We start from the raw sequence: 17,998 nt of genomic DNA, 5'->3' as shown, positions 1-17,998 counted from the left end.
TGGCACAACTACTGAACTAACTATAATAATTTTATTTAGAACCCATAAAACTAGTTACGTTTCAGATACCGAAGAGACCTGCTTTCATTAATTGAAATAAATGAAAGCAGGGTCCGCTTCTGGCACTGAGTGAACCAGACATGGTGTTCAAGAAGCTTGCTGTGAACGATGAGCGCACATGTTTTCTCGGGTGGGACCTGGAATATATCCAAAAGGGGGGCTTTTCTATCAAGATATTTTTTTTGTTTTGGAGTGACATGTTTATATTGAAGCGCAACTGCTGGGTGGGATATTTTATTATGATATCCCTTCAATATTTAAATAGGTAAGAATAACTAATTCTGATTTTTAAACACATTAACTGAACTATCCCAGTTAACTCCTGAATAATTGTTTATAATATTTCCTTGACTAAATGAAGGGAATAGCTTAAACCCTTGAAATGTGTATTTTTTCATATTAAATAAAGGATGTTTCCCTGAAAGATTGACAGCGCTGAATAAAGATTCTGAGAGGGTTATATATTTTCTCAGCCACATTTTTAACTCTTCTTCTGTGCTTATGCAAATCTGAAAGTTGTTATCTTTACCTTTTATATAAAAATAAGGAACTTGACAGGTAGGGACTGATAATAAATCTAATGTTCTACATAATGCTCTGACTATTACAAACAAACGAGATAGTTCATCATCAATACCCATACTATCTTTTTTTTCAATGCATTCATAATGGAGTCTTAGATTTTCTTCTATAGTTGAAAACTCTACAAGAAAGCTACCATTGACGAAACCAGTTAACTCATATGTAATATCACCATTATTAGGAGTTGTATTGTATATCTTATGAAATAAAACATGTGGCGCAGAAATGCTAAACTTAAAAGTACTAACAGTATCTTTGAGTTTAATGTCGATATCTCCAACCTGTTTTTCAATATAGACACATTTGTCGACAAAATTTTTCTCTCTTGAAAATAATTCATCTAAGGAGTTTTTCTTTTTTATTAATTCAATTTGAGTATTGGTAGATGATATTTGTGTGGCTGTTTGAATTGATCTATGTAAACTCGTTATAATGGCAACGAATGGTATTGATAATGACAGTAACCCCAAAGGAAGTTTGCTTATCATAATAAAAGTATTTAATCCTTCCGATGACATATCAACCGAATGACCTTTCCACGCAAAAAAGCCAAAATATAGAAATGATAAAAATGGAACGAAAATAGCTCCCCAAAACAACCCTTGAGATGTTAGAGAATTATAAGTTAATTTATACCAACCCATGAAATAATAAATTAGTGCAATTGAAAAAATTGATATCCCGTATACAATAAGCCAAATCATCCCCACATCACCTTATGAAATATTTATAAATCCATCCTTTGAGATTTTATTTAAGATAAAATCTCATTGCTTAAATTACACTTAACTATAGGGAATAGTTATTCTTAAAATTTTAATCGATTATACAGTTTGATGCTGCGTGAAACCAAGTATTTTGGTAAAGATTACTTGATGTAGCGGAGTCTCCTAGACTCTCATGTTTACTTCTGGAATCAAGTCGACTATACACTTGGAAGCTTCAGAGCTCAATCGGTTCGCTACATAGGAGCCAGGCAACAACTACTTACGCTCCCCTTTTCTTCCCATCTTCAGCACTTCATAAAAGGTTCCTCGCCCAAGCCCATCCAACGGCAACTCCTGTTCCTGAGCCAGAGACTTCAGCTTCCGAAGTATTCGATCCGAAGCCGGTTTATCAGACGTCCCATAACGCCCGTCAGTCTCCTCAACCAGAAGTTGAACCAGTAACCAGCAGAGCCTGGCAGTATTCTCCCGAGCCTTGTCGCGTTTATGCATCCCACGCTGGGAAGGTTGTGTGGAAGCAGTGAGATCCGGCAGCGCGTCGTCGCCGAGTGTTTTCAGCCATTTGCGGCCACGGCTGTTACGCGACAGCCTCATAACCGCCTTAAGGCTCCGGCCTTTCACTTCTGGCGGTGTCAGCTCGTCATCAATAAGCCGCCAGGCCAGGGCGAACATCTCATCGGCATAGAACATGCGTTTGTTCGCCGGGGCGCTGACCATGCCCGTTGCTTTGATGGTGCGGCTGATGGCGTCGTGCAGAATACGATAATTCTCCTGATGTTCATCAGGCAGGGTGTTTGCTGGTTGGGAAGCGTCGAGGCCGAGAAGCAGAAGGGCGAGTTGCCGCGCTTCCAGCAGCGGCATATCACATTCCCGTTCAAACAGATTCTGACGAATGGGGCTGGTCACATTATTCTCCTCCCTCAATGGTTCTATTCCCTCTTTCACACCGATTCTGGCGGATAGGGTTTTACTCTGTCGTTGCTCATTAAATAAACAAAAAGAAGATTATCACCAGAGCGTTGGTAATTTTGTTCTGGCATGTAGGATCTGTGGAGTGCATAAAGGAAATCAGCTTCCGGCAGGAACAAACTGATCTCTGTACTTAATCTGGACCTATTTCTCAGAAGAGCAGGGGGGCATGAGACCTTGTTGGTGGTCTAAATATAGTCTATATTAAAACCGAGACATGACCATTAGGCGGACCAATCATGAAAGTAGAGACAATCAGCTACGTCAAAAAGAACGCAGCAACGCTTGATCTGTCAGAACCCATCCTGGTCACACAAAATGGTGTGCCTGCTTATGTTATAGAGTCCTATGACCAGCAGCAGGAACGGGAGAACGCCATTGCTTTGCTGAAGCTGCTTACCCTGTCAGAGAAAGATAAAGCGGAAGGGCGCGTGTTCTCGAAAGACCAGTTGCTGGATGGCCTTGCGGATTAAACGCAGCACGCTCAACGTTAAGGGATTTCCATGGAACAGCAGGTGACCTTTGAGTACACGCTTACGGTGAAGCACTGCATCGACACAATAGCCGGTTTCCTGAAGCGCGTTGATGTTGAGCCGCGTCCGGTTATCGCAGATATTCTCACACAGTTCGAGAGTACCGTAGGCCAGTTCCCGCTGGGATGCCAGATTTGCCCTGAATTGCTGAAAATTGGCTGCGCCAAATACCGGGAGTTTAACCACGCTGAAGGCTACCGGGTTTTGTATTCCGTAGACGGAACCTTAGTGACCGCGCATGCGATCCTGGCACATCGGCAGGACATGCAGCAGCTGCTGTTTAAACGTCTGATCATGGCCTGATAGCCCTAATGCGTTTTGTACGGTAATAATACGAATTTAAAGAGCGTGTTTGTAAACTATCATAACAACATGATTAATATCACAAATTTCATCATTTTGACGGTATTTATTACAGTATCGTCTGGAAGTGGTTGTCATAAAACTCCGTGATAACAAGATGTTGGATGGTTCCTAAACCATTGAGTGGGAATAAGCCGATAGCCCTTCCTGTGTTTTTATGCGCGGGTAAGTTTGAAATCAACCCTCTGTGTTTACAGAGGGTTTTTCTTTATGTACCGAGGATTTTCTCGCTTGTCGCTCGGCGCCAGCAGGGATGTCTGGGGGCCGTATGGGAGAAAATCAGTATGTTGGGCGATCTCTAACAGGAATGGGGGCGTTTTAGAACGGGACTGAGACCTATCCAGCATTAGCGTAAATCATATGGGATAATCGGTGCTAACGCGTTGATGTGATCCCATGCCATTTCATCTACGTCGGTAGTGATTTTTGTTATTGGATAAACCATTTCATCAAAGTGATGGATGACGAGTTGATCTGTGAGCGGATCATCAGCGCTCAATAACAGGGTATCGCCTGGCTTCCCTTATCGCCTGGCTTCCCTTATCGCCTGGCTTCCCTTATCGCCTGGTCTCCCTTGCTTACCGGCCTCAAGGTATTTACCCCGCGCATTGACCCCGGCGGATAGATTATCCCGAGTGCTGTTCACTCGGGCTTCTCCCTATTTGCATCTGATGATGCCACGTTCGTATAAAAATATCGTGTTCACATATGCGTCGGTAGCCGCACTTACGGGGTATTGGCTGCCAGTGTGCTGAGGTAGCGCCCGGGTGTTTGCCCTAATCCCTTGCGAAACATCGTGATAAAAGCGGTGGTGGATTCATAGCCCAGCGCATGGGCTACCTGGTTAACGGCTTGGCCGCAGACGAGCATTTGTAGCGCCAGTATCAGCTGCAGTTGATGCCGCCAGTGGCGAAAGCTGAGCCCAGTCTCTTTTGTAATCAGACGCGCTAAATTGCGCTCACTCATGGCAAAGCGTGTCGCCCACTGCTTTAACGTCTGCCACTGCGCAGGCTCAGCGGCCATCGTATCGACCATCAGGCGGATCTTAGGGTGGTTAGACACGGGCAGGTGTAGCTGTTCCTGCGGCTGCTGTGGTAACTCATCGAAGAGCACATGAATGAGGCGTTGCGTCGCAGGGTGCTCCCGCGCCACACGATCACGCTGCGCCAGCGTTAAAATGAGCTCCTGCACCAGGGGAGAGATTTTGAGCGTACAGCAGTGAGTGGGCATCGCCGCCGCGCTCGGTTCAATAAACAAAAAGCACAGGGTGGCATTGGGGGTGGCGTGGTTACTGTGTCGCGTCTGCCCAGGAACCCATACCGCATACTGCGGTGGCACCATCCACATGGCATCCTCTACCTCGCAGGTAATCGCGCCGTGCAGCGCCAAAATCAGCTGCCCCTTACGGTGTTGGTGCTCAGGCGTAAACTGCTCATCAGCGGTGACCTGGATACGGAACGCCACCGCGGCGTCATGGTGAAGGTCGGGTTCGTAGCCATCAAGCCCAAGGCCTATCATGTTTTGTCCGATATTAGCGATAAATTGTCATTTTAGCTTGATTGAAACAGGTATGAAAAACGTTATTGTGGCGGCCTCCCCTGATGACCAGAGAAGATCATGTTAAAAACCCCCCCGTTATATCAGCGCAATATTCTCCTGATCATCGGCATTATGCTCATCGCGTCCACTCTGCGCGTGACGTTTACCGGCGCTGCGCCGTTGTTGGATGTTATCCGCACGGGCTACGATTTGACGACGTCCGAGGTAGGGCTGTTGACGACGCTGCCATTGCTGGCCTTTGGTCTGATCTCCCCCTTGGCGGCCGGTATTGCGCGACGTTTCAGCATTGAGCGCAGCCTGTTTGCCGCACTGATCTTAATTTGCCTGGGGATTGTTCTACGCGCCCTCCCTTCGCCTGCTTGGCTGTTTATCGGTACAGCCGTTATTGGTAGCGGCATTGCGCTCGGTAATGTTCTGCTACCGGGGCTGATTAAGCGTGACTTCTCTGATCATGTTGCCAAGATGACCGGAGCCTATTCCGTGGCCATGGGCGGGGCTGCCGCGCTCGGCTCCGCGCTGGTTGTGCCATTGGCGCTGTATGGTTTGGGGTGGCGAGGCGCGTTGCTGGCGCTGATGCTATTTCCGCTGTTGGCGCTGATCGTGTGGTTACCACAGTGGCGTAATCAGCACCCAACGCAGATGACCGGGGCACGGAGTTTGCATGATAAAGCCATCTGGCGCTCAGCCTTAGCCTGGCAGGTGACGCTCTTTCTTGGGCTTAATTCGTTGGTTTATTATGTGATTATCGGCTGGCTTCCCGCCATTCTGATCAGCCTTGGCTATAGCGATGCACAGGCAGGATCGCTGCATGGCATGTTACAGCTGGCTACCGCGCTACCGGGCCTTTTGATTCCCCTCATTTTGCATACGTTAAGAGATCAGCGCGGTATCGCTATTCTGGTGGCGCTGCTGTGTGGTCTCAGTGCGATCGGTTATTGGCTGCTGCCCGCGCTGGCGGTGCTGTGGACGCTGATGTTCGGTTTTGGCTCTGGGGCGACGATGATCCTCGGTCTCACCTTTATCGGGCTACGGGCCGGCTCGGCGCATCAGGCCGCGGCACTCTCGGGGATGGCGCAGTCGGTAGGCTATCTCCTGGCCGCTTGTGGGCCACCGTTGATAGGTAAAATTCATGATATCAGCGGTAATTGGCATATTCCCCTGGCGGCTCTCGCCGTTATTTCGCTGCTGATGGCTATCTTCGGTGGCCTTGCCGGACGGGCTCGGGAGATAACGCATCGTGCTATGTGATGGCCCTCTGTTCAGGATGACATAGTCTATTGCCCCCCGGTCCCGGTCACCGCCGCGGTGAATACGCTACTTTCTGCGGGAGTGCCAAGATCTTGGGGGCCAAGGGGGGATATACTCGGCGGATAACAAGAGCGAGGGGATGCCATATGAATGAGATCAATGAATATGGGCAACGTGTTGGAGAGGCGCTTCCTGACTGGGTAGGGGCCGGCGTTTTGGCGGGGAGCGCGCTTAGCGGACGCACCTGCCGGCTGGTTCCCATGGATGCCCGCCGCGATGCCGCCGATCTGTTCGCCGCCTTTGCCGAGGCCGAGGGCGATCGCGACTGGACATGGCTGAGCAGCGTGCGTCCTTCATCGGTGGTCGCGATGCAGACGTGGATGCAGAAAAAGGTGGATGACGCGTCGCTGATCCCCTTCGTGGTGGTCGATTTGCACACCGGGCAGGCGGTTGGCGTGGTGTGCCTGATGGCGATCGATGCGGCGAATGGCTCGCTAGAGATCGGCCACGTTAGTTGGTCGCCGCGTATGCAGCGCACGACGCTGAGCACGGAGGCCATCTGGCTGCTGCTGCGCGAGGCGTTTAGCGCTGGCTACCGTCGCGTGGAGTGGAAGTGTGATGCGCTGAATACGGCGTCGCGTCGGGCGGCGGAGCGTATTGGCTTTACGTTTGAGGGGCGTTTCCGTCAGCATATGGTACGCAAGGGGCGCAGCCGTGACACCGATTGGCTCTCGGTTATTGATAGGGAGTGGCCCGAGGTGGATGCGGCGCTGCAGGCGTGGCTGGCGGAGGACAATTTTGATGCGATGGGGCGGCAGCGACGTACGCTGACGCAGTGTCGTGAACGATGAGTCGGCGCCCTCGACGGGCCTGCCCCGGGCGGGATGCGCCGCGCTGCGGGTTCACGGCAGCAGGGCGCCGCGGATCGGCACGGCGCTCACCCACGCTCTAGCCACGTAGCGCGCTCAGCAGCTGGTTGAGTATCTCCGGCTGCGGTTCGTCATTCCACAGGGCGTAGAGGTCGGCGGGGATCGTCTCCTCCAGCGCGACGAAGGCGACGCCTGGCCAGTCGATCATCGCGCAGGTCTCCGGCAGCAGCGCGACGCCGTTGCCGGCGCTCACCAGCGCCAGCACGGTTTGTGGCTCGGACGCCTGCTGGACGATCAGCGGGTGAAAGCCGTGCTCTACGCAGGCGTCATGCACCTGGCGCGCAAAATCCCCCTGATTAAACGACAGCGAGATAAACGGCCGCGCGACCAGTTCGTGGAGCGAAACCCGGCGGCGGCGCGCCAGCGGGTCATCCTCATGAACCGCGAGGCGTATCGTCTCGCGGGCGATGAGCTGGCAGCGAATATTCGCCTCCGCGCAGGGGATGACATTGCGGTTGATCGCGACATCGATCGTTCGGGCGCGTAGGGCGGCGATTTGCTGCTGCTGGGCGAGTTCGCTAAGGATCCAGTCGACGTCTGGGTGGTGCTCCCGAAACGTTTTGAGCCGGGTGAGCAAGACCCCCCAGATCGCGCTGCCGATGATACCGATATTGAGATGCTGCTTTTCGCGTCGGCCGATTTGACGCACGTAGCTCAGCGATTGCTCTGCTGCGCTGAACAGGCGATCGACCTCGGTTTTCAGCACCTTTCCGGCGTGCGTTAATGCGACGCGTCGGCTGGATCGCTCAAAGAGCTCGACCTCCAGGATCGTCTCAAGCTCCTTGATCTGCATACTGAGCGGCGGCTGGGAGATATTGAGCCGGGCGGCGGCCCGACCAAAGTGAAGCTCGTCGGCGAGCACTTGGAAGTAGCGCAGCATGCGCAGGCGGATACGGCTGAGGAGCGCGGGCTCGGTCATGAGAGTCGTCACGTAGGGAGAGGGAGCGCCCATTCTTGCCCTCCCTCTCACGCCTGTCAAACGGCGGGGGCGCTCGCCTGCAGGCGTTCGGCCTTACTGAAAAACGCGGCGCTCAGCAGCGTCAGCAGCAGCAGACCGTAGGCAACGGTGGCGCTATTGAGCGCGCCGTGCAGACCGAAGCGGCTATTGATCAGCGAGGAGACGCTGGCGAACAGCAGGGTGCCGACGGTACCGCAGGTGAGCAGCGCAGAGATCAGCGTCGGTGAGCTGCGGCGGACCTGCAGCGAGCCGTAGCTCATCAGCCCCGAGAATAGGCCGGAGTTAAAGAACCCGAAGGTGCCACAGGCGATCAGGATCAGGCTGGCGCTGGCGCCGTTGCTAATCAGCGCGATCGACCCCATGCCGATAACGGTACAGATCAGCAGAAAGGTGCGTAGTCTCATCCATTTGACGGTGAACTGATTCAGGAAGAGGCCGATAGCCTTACTCACCCAGTATACGGTGGTGTAGAGCGCGGCCTGCTCGGGCTGCATGGCAAAGCGTAGCTGCAGGTATCCCGGAGTCCACAGGGTAAAAATCGGCTCCGCCAGCAGGAATAGAAACAGCGCCAGGCAGATAAGCCATACCGATATGCCCCATGGCTCTGCGGCGACCGCGGCGGGGGCCTCTGCCTGCGGCTGCGCCGCTGTCTCCTCGCCAGGAAAGCGAGTGCGCAGGACGAAGAGCAGCATCAGCACGCCAAGCGCGCCCATGATGGCATACATTGCGATCCAGCTAGCGCCGAGTGTAAACATCCACGCCAGAAGGAAGGAGAGCGTTGCGCCGGCGAGGCTAAAGAAAAAGTCAGTGAAAATCAGGCTCGAGGAGCGACTTTTTTCATCGGGATTGATGCGGACGACCAGGTAGCTTCCTATCGTCATAAAGATACCGCCGCAGGCGCCGATTACCGCGACCGCCACGCTGAACAGCGTGAGCGTGGGAGTCGTGAACAGGACGATGCTGATGATGATAGTGAATAGCGCCGCCGCCGCCAGCGGCTTTTGTAGCCCCCACTTTTTGATCAGTAGGCCGCCGAACATAATCGGTATAAACATGCCGATATTCATTAAGGTAAAGATCTGACCGATAAAGCTCGGATCTTTCTGGAAGGCGACGCACAGAGGGCCGAGGACAATGCCCAGGGTCGAAACCAGCGCACCGACAAAATAGTAGCTCAGGTAGGAAATGGCATTCAGTCTGCCGCGGGAGTGGTCATGATGTTGCATCTGCGGTTCTCCTGGCAGGCGAACGGCCTGCCGGTGGCAGGGGGATCAGCGAGAGTTCTTTACGAACTGGCTTATTAAACGGATAAAGTCGTCGGTGACCATCGCCGCGCATTTCAGCGTCTGCTCATGGGAGAGCTCAACGTCACCCAGCCCCTCTGCCATATTGGTAATGGCGGAGACGGCCAGCACCTTTAGCCCGCAGTGGCGGGCGGCGATGACCTCGGGCACGACCGACATTCCCACAACGTCACCGCCCATGCGCTGCATCATGCGGATCTCTGCGGCGGTTTCGAAGTTGGGGCCCGGATAGGACACATAGATGCCCTCGTGCAGCGTCAGGCTGAGATCGCGGGCCGAGGCGTGCAGTCGCTGGCGCAGCGCGGCGTCGTAGGCATTGGCCAGGCTGAAGAAGCGTGGGCCGAATCGCTCGTCGTTCGCTCCCACCAGCGGCGTTGACGGCATGGTGTTGATGTGATCGCTCAGCGCGACCAGTGAACCGGCCGGAATGGCCGGATTGAGTGAGCCGGCGGCGTTGGTACAGAGCATCAGCTCGCAGCCAAGCAGCTTAACGGTGCGTACCGCCTGGGTCATGATCCCCATGCCGGCGCCCTCATAGAAGTGGCCGCGGCCTTTCATGCACAGCAGAGGAATGCCGTGCAGCGTACCCATGACCACCTCACCGGCGTGCCCGCTGACGCTGCTGACGGGAAAGCCCGGCAGAGCGTTATAGGCGACGCAGGTTTTGTCGTCCAGGTGGTCGGCCAAGGGACCCAGGCCGGAGCCGAGGATCATCGCAATGCGCGGCGTGAAATCCGGCTTTGCCGCGCGCAGGATCTCGGCGGCGTGATAGGGGGAATCGTTGAAAATATCGCGGGACATAAATCACTCCTGAATTGAATCATATTATTGGCTCCATTCTCAAAGTGATTTGATTTGCTTTCCAATATGATTAACGCGCGTATTGATTCAATTTTTAGTATTGATTGGCTAGAGATATACAAAGTTTCAATGGGATAGCGCGGAAGGGGCGCGGAATAGAATGCGAAAACGCGAGGGGAAGTGTGATGGCGATCATAAGGGGGCGTCAGGCTGAGGCGCAGGCGCGATGGACAGAATCTCCTTCCTCGCGCCATCATGCCTCAGCCTCGCACGCCCTGTGCGAGGCTGACCACGCGCTTGACGGGGCGCGTGGTCAGCCCCATCAACGCCCCCCGCAGGGGGCGAGACGGGGGTTACTTCAGCTTGGCGAAGCTGCGACGGGCGGCGTCGATGGTTTTCTGGATGTCCTCCTGGCTGTGGGCCAGGGACATAAAGCCTGCCTCGAACGCGGACGGCGCTAGGTAGATGCCCTGTTCCAGCATCAGGTGGAAGAAGCGCTTGAAGCGTTCGGCGTCGCAGCGCAGCACGTCCTGATAGCCGGTGACAGCGGATTGGTCGGTGAAGAAGATACCGAACATGCCGCCGACGTGGTTCACCACCAGCGGGATCCCCTCTTCACGTGCGGCCGCCAGCAGTCCCTTGGCCAGGTTATCGGTCAGCTCCGCCAGCTGTGGGTAGATCCCCGGCTGGTTGATCTCATTCAGGCAGGCGTAGCCGGCGGCCATGGCGACCGGGTTACCGGACAGCGTCCCGGCCTGGTAGACCGGCCCGGTCGGCGCCAGCGCCTCCATCACCTCACGGCGACCGCCGAAGGCGCCCACCGGCATGCCGCCGCCGATGATCTTGCCCAGGCAGGTCAGATCCGGGGTGACGTCGTAATACTCTTGGGCGCCGCCCAGGGCGACGCGGAAGCCGGTCATCACCTCGTCGATGATCAGCAGGGCGCCGTACTGATCGCACAGTTCACGCAGCCCCTGCAGGAAGCCCGGCTGGGGCGGAATGCAGTTCATGTTGCCCGCCACCGGTTCGACGATGATGCAGGCGATCTCCTGCGGATAGCGGGCGAAGGCGGCGCGCACCGAGTCCAGATCGTTGTAGCTGCAGGTCAGGGTATGTTTGGCGAAGTCGGCCGGTACCCCCGGGGAGTTGGGCTGACCCAGGGTGAGGGCGCCGGAGCCCGCCTTGACCAGCAGGTGGTCGGCGTGGCCGTGGTAGCAGCCCTCGAATTTGATGATCTTGTCGCGGCCGGTAAAGCCGCGCGCCAGACGGATGGCGCTCATGGTGGCTTCGGTACCGGAGTTCACCATGCGTACCATGTCCATGCTGTCGATAAGCGAGGTGACCAGCTCGGCCATGCGCACTTCCATCTCGGTCGGCGCGCCGAAGCTCAGCCCGCGCTCGACGGCGGCGATCACCGCATCGCGGATCGCCGGGTGGTTATGACCCAGGATCATGGGCCCCCAGGAGCCTACGTAGTCGATGTAGGCCTTGCCATCGGCATCATACAGGTAGGCGCCGTCGGCCCGCTCGATAAACAGCGGCGTACCGCCAACGCCGGTAAAGGCGCGCACCGGGGAGTTAACGCCGCCGGGGATCAGCGTTTTGGCCTGCTCGTACAGTCGTTCGGACTTGTTCATTATCGGCTCCAGACGTGTAGAAAATAAGGTAATAAGCCTGTGCTATTCTAGAGAAGTCTGGCGCCAGATGAAATGCGTCGTGGTGCGCCGCGCGTTAGCGTCGATTTTTGCCCTCTAGAGACATTGCCTAACACTTTACAAAGACGGCGTCCGTCAGAGAGAGTAAAATGCCGACTCTATTTGTACTATTTATCCATTCTTTGACCAACTTCACTGACTGAACTGACTATGACTACGCAACAAGACCCGATCTCTCCGCCGTTGACGCCCCGTCTGCGGCACAGCGACGTTCTTCGGCGGGTAATTCGCCGGGATAAGACTCCGCTTGCCACGCTGATCCTGGCGGCGATCGTGGGTACCCTGGCCGGATTTATCGGGGTCGCCTTTGAGCGCTGTGTGGACTGGGTGCAGCAGCAGCGCCTGGCCGGTCTGGCGGAGGTCGCTAACTACTGGTTTATCGTCTGGCCTGCGGCGATCCTGGGGTCAGCGCTGCTGGCCATGTGCGGCTACTATCTGGTGCGTCGCTTTGCGCCAGAGGCCGGTGGCTCCGGTATCCCGGAGATCGAGGGGGCGCTGGAGGATCTGCGCCCTGCCCGCTGGTGGCGAGTGATCCCGGTGAAATTCATCGGCGGTCTGGGCACCCTGGGGGCCGGCATGGTACTGGGACGTGAGGGGCCAACGGTGCAGATGGGCGGCAACCTGGGGCAGATGGTGTATGACCTGTTCCGCTTGCCCAAGCGCGACAATGAGACGCGTCATACCCTACTGGCCACCGGTGCGGCGGCGGGCCTGACGGCGGCGTTCAACGCGCCGCTGGCCGGGATCCTGTTTATCATTGAAGAGATGCGCCCGCAGTTTCACTACAGCCTGGTCTCCATCAAGGCGGTGTTCATCGGGGTGATCATGTCCTGCGTGGTGTTCCGCGTCTTTAACGGCGAACACTCGGTGATTGAGGTTGGGCGTCTGGGCGTTGCGGAGCTCAATACTCTGTGGCTCTATCTGGTGCTGGGGATGGTGTTTGGTATCGTCGGCGTGCTGTTTAACATGGGGGTTTTTCGCACCCAGGACATGTTCCAACGCATGCACGGCGGCAATTGGCGTAAGCTGATGCTGATCGGCGCGGCGCTCGGCGGCCTGTGCGGCGCGCTGGGACTGATTCAGCAGGAGGCGGCGGGCGGCGGCTTTGCTCTGATCCCCATCGCCGCCGAAGGCAACTACACCGTCGGCATGCTGCTGTTTATCTTCATCGCCCGCGTGGTGACGACGCTGCTGTGCTTTGGCTCCGGCGCGCCGGGCGGGATCTTTGCCCCGATGCTGGCGCTCGGCACCCTGCTGGGGACGGCGTTTGGCATGGCGGCCGCCTATCTGTTTCCGCACTATGGCATCGATCCGGGAACCTTCGCTATCGCCGGAATGGGGGCGCTGTTTGCCGCCACGGTGCGCGCGCCGCTGACCGGTATTGTGCTGGTGCTGGAGATGACCGATAACTATCAGCTTATTTTGCCCATGATCATTACCTGCCTTGGCGCTACACTACTGGCGCAGTTCCTGGGTGGCAAACCGCTGTACTCTCGCATTCTGGAGCGTACGCTGCATCGCCAGATGCAGGAGCAGGAGGCCGCGCAGAAACGGGCGGAGCAGAGTGGGCAGCAAACCACCAATACTTGAATGGATTACTCGGGTATTAGATAATCGCCCGATGAGTCAGTATGCCCTGGGCCAAGCGGCATTCTGATATGTACACTGGCTGGAGCAATCAATGAGTGATGAAATGGCAGTGCCGCTGCAGTTTACCGATGCGGCGGCAAACAAGGTGAAATCCCTGATCGCAGACGAAGATAACCCGAACCTGAAGCTGCGCGTGTACATTACCGGCGGCGGCTGCAGCGGTTTTCAGTATGGCTTTACCTTCGATGATAAAGTCAACGACGGCGATATGACGATTGAGAACCAGGGCGCTGCGCTGGTGGTGGATGCGATGAGCCTGCAGTATCTGGTCGGCGGTGCGGTGGACTATACCGAAGGGCTGGAAGGGTCGCGCTTTATCGTCAATAACCCCAACGCGAAGACGACCTGCGGCTGCGGATCGTCGTTCAGTATCTAAGCGTAAGCCGGAGCGCGGGATCTCTCGTGGCGCCTTCCTGTGGAAGGCGCCATTTTTGTATCGGCGGCGCTTAAGGGTCAGTCCAGCGTGAAGGTCGGTAGCTTGAGATGCCAGCGGATAGCCGCCAGACGAATGCCCAGCGTGATCGCCATGCCCAGCATCATGGCATGCTGTAGCGCCATGCCAAAGGTGACATAGGCGGTGACGTGAACGATGCCCCCGATGATGCAGGCGGTGGCGTAAATTTCGGTGCGCAGGATCATCGGGATCTCCCGCGCCAGCACATCGCGAATAATGCCGCCGCCCACGCCGGTGATCACCCCCATACAGACGGCGATCATGGGACCGGCGCCGGCGGCGAAAGCCTTATTGACCCCGATACCGACGAAGACGGCCAGACCCACGGCGTCCAGCACCGGCAGCACCCAGCCGGGCAGGCGGCGCGGCTGACGCACCAGGACAATGGTCAGCAGGCAGGTCACCATCGCCACCACCAGATCGGTGGGATCGCGCACCCAAAAGGCCGGGCCGTTGTCCAGCGCCATATCGCGGATAGTGCCGCCGCCGACGGCGGTGACGACCCCCAGTACCAGGACGCCAAAGGGGTCCATGCGCAGCTTGCCCGCCAGCAGCACGCCAGAGATGGCAAAGACCGCCGTCCCCAAAATATCTAACCAGTAAACCAGCATAACCCTTACCTCTTCAACGCCACCGGACTCCGGTAGGATTAGTTGTAATGACAATTATTTGTGATCTTATTGTTTTAATTGGGAATCACCTTCCAGCGGCGGCGCATAAGATAGCGTGAAAACGGGGATTACGCCACGCTGTCGGGCGGGGAAAGGTTCGGCTTTTGGCTATTCTGTGCGTCGGCTCGCGCCAACGGCGGATCCCACCGAATCCAGCGGCGTTTTGTCTGACAAGCGCGGGGGAGGAAAAGCGGGCACAGAGCGCGCCCGCCGGGGTTCAGCGGGGCGTCGCCGCGGTGCTCAGCGTATGCAGCTGTGCGCAGAGGGACTCGGCGGCCAGCAGAATGCGCGGCCCACTGCGGTTGAGCCAGTCCTGATTGACGGCGATCACCGGCACCCTGAGCTGGGGGCGCCAATAGTCGGTGACGATGGCCGCCTGCGCGGCGTCGCCGCCGATGACGATCGCCTGCGGACGACGCACAATCACCTGTTCGCGGCTGACCTGCGGCCAGGGCACCGGGCTGTCGGCAAAGATATTCTGTGCGCCGCACAGCGCCAGCAGATCGCTCTGCAGCGTTTTAGCGGAGGTCGAAAACAGCGGTTGGTTGCCAAACTGCATCATCACCCGCAGCGGTGCGCCCTGGGCGTAGCGCTGGCGCAGCTGCTGCAGGCGCTGGCGAAACTGGGCGGCGGCGCGGTGCGCCTGCTCGGGATGAGGGCTATAGGCCGCCAGCCTGTCGAGATCGTCGGCCACCTGACTCACGCGCTGGGGATCGGAGTAGAAGAGGGGGATCCCCAGCGCGCTCAGCTGATCGAGCACGCGGCGGGGGTTGCCGCCGTGCCAGGCGAGGATCAGATCGGGCTTAAGGGCCAGGATGCGCTCCAGGTTGATCCCGTTCCAGGAGGCTACCTTTTCTAGCGTTGCCGCCTGCGGCGGGTAGTCGGAGTAGGCGCTGGCGGCGACCAGGCTATCGCCGAGGCCGGCGGCGTAGGCCAGCTCGGTAGTGTGCGGCGACAGGCTGATGACGCGCAGCGCCGCCGCCTGCAGCGAGGTCAGGCTCAGGCCGAGGCCCAGCAGCAGCGCAGCCAGCGACAGCCGGCCGCCCGATCCGCGGCGACGTTTGGCGCGTCGTAGGGTCATGGATTACTGGGCAGCCAGGGCGCGCAGCATCGCTTCCACCATCAGGGTGGACTGCTCGGCGGCGACCTTGAGGAACTCATCAAAGCTGATGTGAGATTCCTGATCGGCGACGTCGGAGATGGCGCGCACCACCACGAACGGGGTCTGGAAGGCGTGGCAAACGTGGCCGATAGCCGCCGCTTCCATCTCTACCGCGGCGACCTGCGGGAAGGTGCGGCGAATGCGAGCCAACGGCTCGGCGCCGTTGATGAAGGCGTCGCCGCTGCAGATCAGGCCGCGCACGGCGTTCAGCTGCAGCGCAGAGATGCAGCGTTCGGCCAGGGCGATCAGCGCCGCGTCGGCGCTAAAGGCCGCCGGACAACCGGCCATCTGTCCCGGCTGATAGCCAAAGGCGGTGACGTCGGCGTCGTGGTAGCGCACCTCGTCGGAGATAACGATGTCACCGACCCGCAGGGTGCTGGCCAGGCCGCCGGCGGAGCCGGTATTGATCACCACGTCCGGGCGGCAGTGATCCAGCAGCAGGGTGGTTCCCATCGCCGCAGAGACTTTGCCGATGCCGGACTTCAGCAGCGCAACCTCAACGCCGTGCAGGCGGCCAGTATAGATTTCACAGCCGGCCAGGCTGAGGGTCTGACGATTTTCGATGCGGTCGCGCAGCAGGGTAACCTCCTGCTCCATGGCGCCAATGATGCCTACTTTCATATCAATACCTGTAATTGGGAGTAATAACGGGAATCCGGTTGTGCAGTTTACCATAGCTCCGTCCCGGACCGCTGCGCGGGGCGGCAATGGTAGAAATTATCTGGTAGGCTGTGGAGATCGGGCGTGTCCGCGACGCCCTCCACGGTGGGAGATTCGCTATGAGCATCGATTTTGCGTCCAAACTCAGTTACCAGCGTCCCCTACGCTCGGCGGAGGAGGCGCTGTTCCTGAACGGCGCTTACGAGATCGGGCGCCAGTTTGAGAGCGATCGTGGACGTATCATCAATTCGGCGGCCATCCGCCGTCTGCAGCAGAAGACCCAGGTATTTCCGCTGGAGCGCAACGCGGCGGTGCGCTCGCGTTTGACGCACTCCATGGAGGTTCAGCAGGTGGGGCGGCATATCGCCCGGGAGATCCTGCACTGCCTCTCTAGCAAGGGGCGCATCGCGGCGCTGGGCCTTGCGGACTACACCGACGCCTTTGAAAGCTGCGTCGAGATGGCCTGCCTGATGCATGACATGGGCAATCCACCCTTCGGCCACTTTGGCGAGGCGGCTATTAAGGCCTGGTTCAGCCGCGAGCTGGGGGTCAGCGCCGATGGCCATAACCGGTTGGACGACGCGGCCTGTCAGGTGGCGTTCCTGCGCCGCGATGGGCGGGATGCCGAACTGGATACCCTGCGCGCCCGCCTGCGTATCGACCTGAGCAACTTTGAGGGGAACGCCCAGTCTATCCGTCTGATCCATACCCTGCTCAAGCTGAATTTGACCTATGCCCAGACCGCCTGCGTCTTAAAGTACACTCGCCCGGCCTACTGGCAGGGGCCGCTGCCGGCGGGCTTTGACTACCTGATGAAAAAGCCCGGCTACTACTGGGCAGAAGAGGCCTTTGTCGAGCAGCTGCGCCAGCAGGTCGATCTGCTGCCGCATCATCGCTTTCCGCTGACCTATATCATGGAGGCGGCGGATGATATTTCGTATTGCGTGGCCGATCTTGAGGATACGGTCGAAAAGCACCTGCTCAGCGTGGAGCAGCTGTACGCCCTGCTGAAGGACGAATGGGGGGCGGTGACCAGCGGCGATCTGTTCAGCGTCACCGTACAGGATGCCTTCGATCGCTGTAATAAAAAATACGGTCATCGCAGCGCTGACGATATCTTTTTTATGTATTTGCGGGTGAACGTGGTGAAACGTCTGGTTCCCTACGCCGCCGACTGTTTTTTAAATAACCTGCAACACATTTTTATTGGCGCATTTAATGAGCCGCTGCTGTCCGCCGGGGCCGAAGAGTATCGGTTGCTGAATATATTTAAACAGGTCGCGCTGAAGCACGTATTCAATCATTTCGAGGTCGAACAGCTGGAGCTGCAGGGGTATCGGGTGATTAAGGGGCTACTGGATATTTATAGCCCGCTGTTGGCCATGCCGCAGTCGGACTTTCTGCGCCTGCTGCGCGATGATCGCCACCCCGACTACCTGATCGAGACGCGGCTGTTTCACAAGCTCTCCGTGAAGCACCGCCTGGCCTACCGGGAGGCGGTGGATGGTCTGGCGGCGTTTGACGGTGCCGAGCTGCAGGCGCGGGAGTATTATTATCGGGCGCGACTGATACAGGACTATATCAGTGGAATGACGGATTTATATGCCTATGATGAGTATCGTCGGCTGATGGCGGCGGAATAATCATCTGCTGG

17 protein-coding genes are annotated in these 17,998 nt (G+C 57.1%); 7 read left to right on the top strand and 10 right to left on the bottom strand.

The genetic code is table 11. The annotated features are described in order from the left end of the window. Window positions 1-335: 335 nt before the first annotated feature. Window positions 336-1,346 carry a hypothetical protein gene (locus BRD58_RS17990; protein WP_133176319.1) on the bottom strand — a complete coding sequence of 337 codons (1,011 nt, stop codon included), beginning with the start codon at window positions 1,344-1,346 and terminating at the stop codon, window positions 336-338. A gap of 279 nt (window positions 1,347-1,625) precedes the next feature. Then, window positions 1,626-2,273 carry a hypothetical protein gene (locus tag BRD58_RS14480; protein ID WP_069579674.1) on the bottom strand — a complete coding sequence of 216 codons (648 nt, stop codon included), beginning with the start codon at window positions 2,271-2,273 and terminating at the stop codon, window positions 1,626-1,628. 302 nt (window positions 2,274-2,575) lie between these two features. Here BRD58_RS14480 and BRD58_RS14475 point away from each other — a divergent pair, with 302 nt between their 5' ends. Both BRD58_RS14475 and BRD58_RS14470 read left to right on the top strand, forming a co-directional pair. Then, window positions 2,576-2,809: a type II toxin-antitoxin system Phd/YefM family antitoxin gene (locus BRD58_RS14475; RefSeq protein ID WP_004853132.1), complete on the top strand. Its 234-nt coding sequence runs from the start codon at window positions 2,576-2,578 to the stop codon at window positions 2,807-2,809. A 30-nt stretch (window positions 2,810-2,839) separates the two neighbouring features. After that, window positions 2,840-3,172: a type II toxin-antitoxin system RelE/ParE family toxin gene (locus BRD58_RS14470; protein ID WP_069579231.1), complete on the top strand. Its 333-nt coding sequence runs from the start codon at window positions 2,840-2,842 to the stop codon at window positions 3,170-3,172. 786 nt (window positions 3,173-3,958) lie between these two features. Here the strand turns inward: BRD58_RS14470 and BRD58_RS14465 are convergent. After that, window positions 3,959-4,750, bottom strand: coding sequence for an AraC family transcriptional regulator (locus BRD58_RS14465; protein WP_069579230.1), 792 nt, complete (start codon window positions 4,748-4,750; stop codon window positions 3,959-3,961). A gap of 99 nt (window positions 4,751-4,849) precedes the next feature. On the opposite strand from BRD58_RS14465, the gene BRD58_RS14460 reads away from it, so the two are divergent. Next, on the top strand, window positions 4,850-6,040 hold the full coding sequence (locus BRD58_RS14460) for a CynX/NimT family MFS transporter (RefSeq protein WP_069579228.1): 1,191 nt from the start codon (window positions 4,850-4,852) through the stop codon (window positions 6,038-6,040). Window positions 6,041-6,186: 146 nt separating this feature from the next. Next, complete coding sequence (locus BRD58_RS14455; protein ID WP_015462200.1) at window positions 6,187-6,891, top strand: GNAT family N-acetyltransferase; 705 nt, start codon at window positions 6,187-6,189, stop codon at window positions 6,889-6,891. A 97-nt stretch (window positions 6,892-6,988) separates the two neighbouring features. On the opposite strand, the gene BRD58_RS14450 is transcribed toward BRD58_RS14455, so the two are convergent. The 4 genes from BRD58_RS14450 to hemL all read right to left on the bottom strand — a co-directional run bounded on the left by BRD58_RS14450 (window position 6,989) and on the right by hemL (window position 11,669). Next, window positions 6,989-7,921 carry a LysR family transcriptional regulator gene (locus BRD58_RS14450; RefSeq protein ID WP_051065056.1) on the bottom strand — a complete coding sequence of 311 codons (933 nt, stop codon included), beginning with the start codon at window positions 7,919-7,921 and terminating at the stop codon, window positions 6,989-6,991. Window positions 7,922-7,944: 23 nt separating this feature from the next. Beyond that, complete coding sequence (gene tsgA / locus BRD58_RS14445) at window positions 7,945-9,153, bottom strand: MFS transporter TsgA (RefSeq protein ID WP_073383457.1); 1,209 nt, start codon at window positions 9,151-9,153, stop codon at window positions 7,945-7,947. A gap of 45 nt (window positions 9,154-9,198) precedes the next feature. Then, on the bottom strand, window positions 9,199-10,032 hold the full coding sequence (gene xapA, locus BRD58_RS14440; RefSeq protein WP_012849604.1) for a xanthosine phosphorylase: 834 nt from the start codon (window positions 10,030-10,032) through the stop codon (window positions 9,199-9,201). A 353-nt stretch (window positions 10,033-10,385) separates the two neighbouring features. Then, the gene (gene hemL / locus BRD58_RS14435) at window positions 10,386-11,669 is read right to left on the bottom strand and encodes a glutamate-1-semialdehyde 2,1-aminomutase (protein ID WP_012849603.1); all 1,284 of its coding nucleotides are present in this window, start codon (window positions 11,667-11,669) and stop codon (window positions 10,386-10,388) included. Window positions 11,670-11,897: 228 nt separating this feature from the next. On the opposite strand from hemL, the gene clcA reads away from it, so the two are divergent. Both clcA and erpA read left to right on the top strand, forming a co-directional pair. After that, complete coding sequence (gene clcA, locus BRD58_RS14430) at window positions 11,898-13,337, top strand: H(+)/Cl(-) exchange transporter ClcA (RefSeq protein WP_015462196.1); 1,440 nt, start codon at window positions 11,898-11,900, stop codon at window positions 13,335-13,337. Window positions 13,338-13,428: 91 nt separating this feature from the next. Then, window positions 13,429-13,773: an iron-sulfur cluster insertion protein ErpA gene (gene erpA, locus BRD58_RS14425; protein ID WP_012849601.1), complete on the top strand. Its 345-nt coding sequence runs from the start codon at window positions 13,429-13,431 to the stop codon at window positions 13,771-13,773. Window positions 13,774-13,850: 77 nt separating this feature from the next. Here erpA and BRD58_RS14420 read toward each other — a convergent pair whose 3' ends face one another. The 3 genes from BRD58_RS14420 to mtnN all read right to left on the bottom strand — a co-directional run bounded on the left by BRD58_RS14420 (window position 13,851) and on the right by mtnN (window position 16,305). Beyond that, the gene (locus BRD58_RS14420) at window positions 13,851-14,462 is read right to left on the bottom strand and encodes a TRIC cation channel family protein (RefSeq protein WP_012849600.1); all 612 of its coding nucleotides are present in this window, start codon (window positions 14,460-14,462) and stop codon (window positions 13,851-13,853) included. A 277-nt stretch (window positions 14,463-14,739) separates the two neighbouring features. Further along, window positions 14,740-15,603, bottom strand: a complete 864-nt coding sequence (gene btuF / locus BRD58_RS14415; protein WP_015462195.1) for a vitamin B12 ABC transporter substrate-binding protein BtuF — start codon at window positions 15,601-15,603, stop codon at window positions 14,740-14,742. A 3-nt stretch (window positions 15,604-15,606) separates the two neighbouring features. Beyond that, complete coding sequence (mtnN, locus tag BRD58_RS14410; RefSeq protein ID WP_012849598.1) at window positions 15,607-16,305, bottom strand: 5'-methylthioadenosine/S-adenosylhomocysteine nucleosidase; 699 nt, start codon at window positions 16,303-16,305, stop codon at window positions 15,607-15,609. A gap of 158 nt (window positions 16,306-16,463) precedes the next feature. Between mtnN and dgt the strand changes: the two genes are divergently transcribed. Then, window positions 16,464-17,987, top strand: a complete 1,524-nt coding sequence (gene dgt / locus BRD58_RS14405) for a dGTPase (protein ID WP_073383452.1) — start codon at window positions 16,464-16,466, stop codon at window positions 17,985-17,987. The last annotated feature ends 11 nt before the right edge of the window (window positions 17,988-17,998 follow it).

It is taken from the genome of Edwardsiella piscicida (genome assembly GCF_001896205.1).
Taxonomy (GTDB): Bacteria; Pseudomonadota; Gammaproteobacteria; order Enterobacterales; family Enterobacteriaceae; genus Edwardsiella; species Edwardsiella piscicida.
The sequence above is the reverse complement of the archived record's forward strand: the minus strand, read 5'-3'. Positions and strand labels throughout refer to the sequence as shown.

Excerpts from the sequence above, each read along its gene's own strand:
- BRD58_RS17990 (WP_133176319.1), bottom strand. The coding sequence starts at position 1,346 with ATGATTTGGCTTATTGTATACGGGATATCAATTTTTTCAATTGCACTA.
- BRD58_RS14475 (WP_004853132.1), top strand. The coding sequence starts at position 2,576 with ATGAAAGTAGAGACAATCAGCTACGTCAAAAAGAACGCAGCAACGCTT.
- BRD58_RS14470 (WP_069579231.1), top strand. The coding sequence starts at position 2,840 with ATGGAACAGCAGGTGACCTTTGAGTACACGCTTACGGTGAAGCACTGC.
- BRD58_RS14465 (WP_069579230.1), bottom strand. The coding sequence starts at position 4,750 with ATGATAGGCCTTGGGCTTGATGGCTACGAACCCGACCTTCACCATGAC.
- BRD58_RS14460 (WP_069579228.1), top strand. The coding sequence starts at position 4,850 with ATGTTAAAAACCCCCCCGTTATATCAGCGCAATATTCTCCTGATCATC.
- BRD58_RS14455 (WP_015462200.1), top strand. The coding sequence starts at position 6,187 with ATGAATGAGATCAATGAATATGGGCAACGTGTTGGAGAGGCGCTTCCT.
- BRD58_RS14450 (WP_051065056.1), bottom strand. The coding sequence starts at position 7,921 with ATGGGCGCTCCCTCTCCCTACGTGACGACTCTCATGACCGAGCCCGCG.
- tsgA (WP_073383457.1), bottom strand. The coding sequence starts at position 9,153 with ATGCAACATCATGACCACTCCCGCGGCAGACTGAATGCCATTTCCTAC.
- xapA (WP_012849604.1), bottom strand. The coding sequence starts at position 10,032 with ATGTCCCGCGATATTTTCAACGATTCCCCCTATCACGCCGCCGAGATC.
- hemL (WP_012849603.1), bottom strand. The coding sequence starts at position 11,669 with ATGAACAAGTCCGAACGACTGTACGAGCAGGCCAAAACGCTGATCCCC.
- clcA (WP_015462196.1), top strand. The coding sequence starts at position 11,898 with ATGACTACGCAACAAGACCCGATCTCTCCGCCGTTGACGCCCCGTCTG.
- erpA (WP_012849601.1), top strand. The coding sequence starts at position 13,429 with ATGAGTGATGAAATGGCAGTGCCGCTGCAGTTTACCGATGCGGCGGCA.
- BRD58_RS14420 (WP_012849600.1), bottom strand. The coding sequence starts at position 14,462 with ATGCTGGTTTACTGGTTAGATATTTTGGGGACGGCGGTCTTTGCCATC.
- btuF (WP_015462195.1), bottom strand. The coding sequence starts at position 15,603 with ATGACCCTACGACGCGCCAAACGTCGCCGCGGATCGGGCGGCCGGCTG.
- mtnN (WP_012849598.1), bottom strand. The coding sequence starts at position 16,305 with ATGAAAGTAGGCATCATTGGCGCCATGGAGCAGGAGGTTACCCTGCTG.
- dgt (WP_073383452.1), top strand. The coding sequence starts at position 16,464 with ATGAGCATCGATTTTGCGTCCAAACTCAGTTACCAGCGTCCCCTACGC.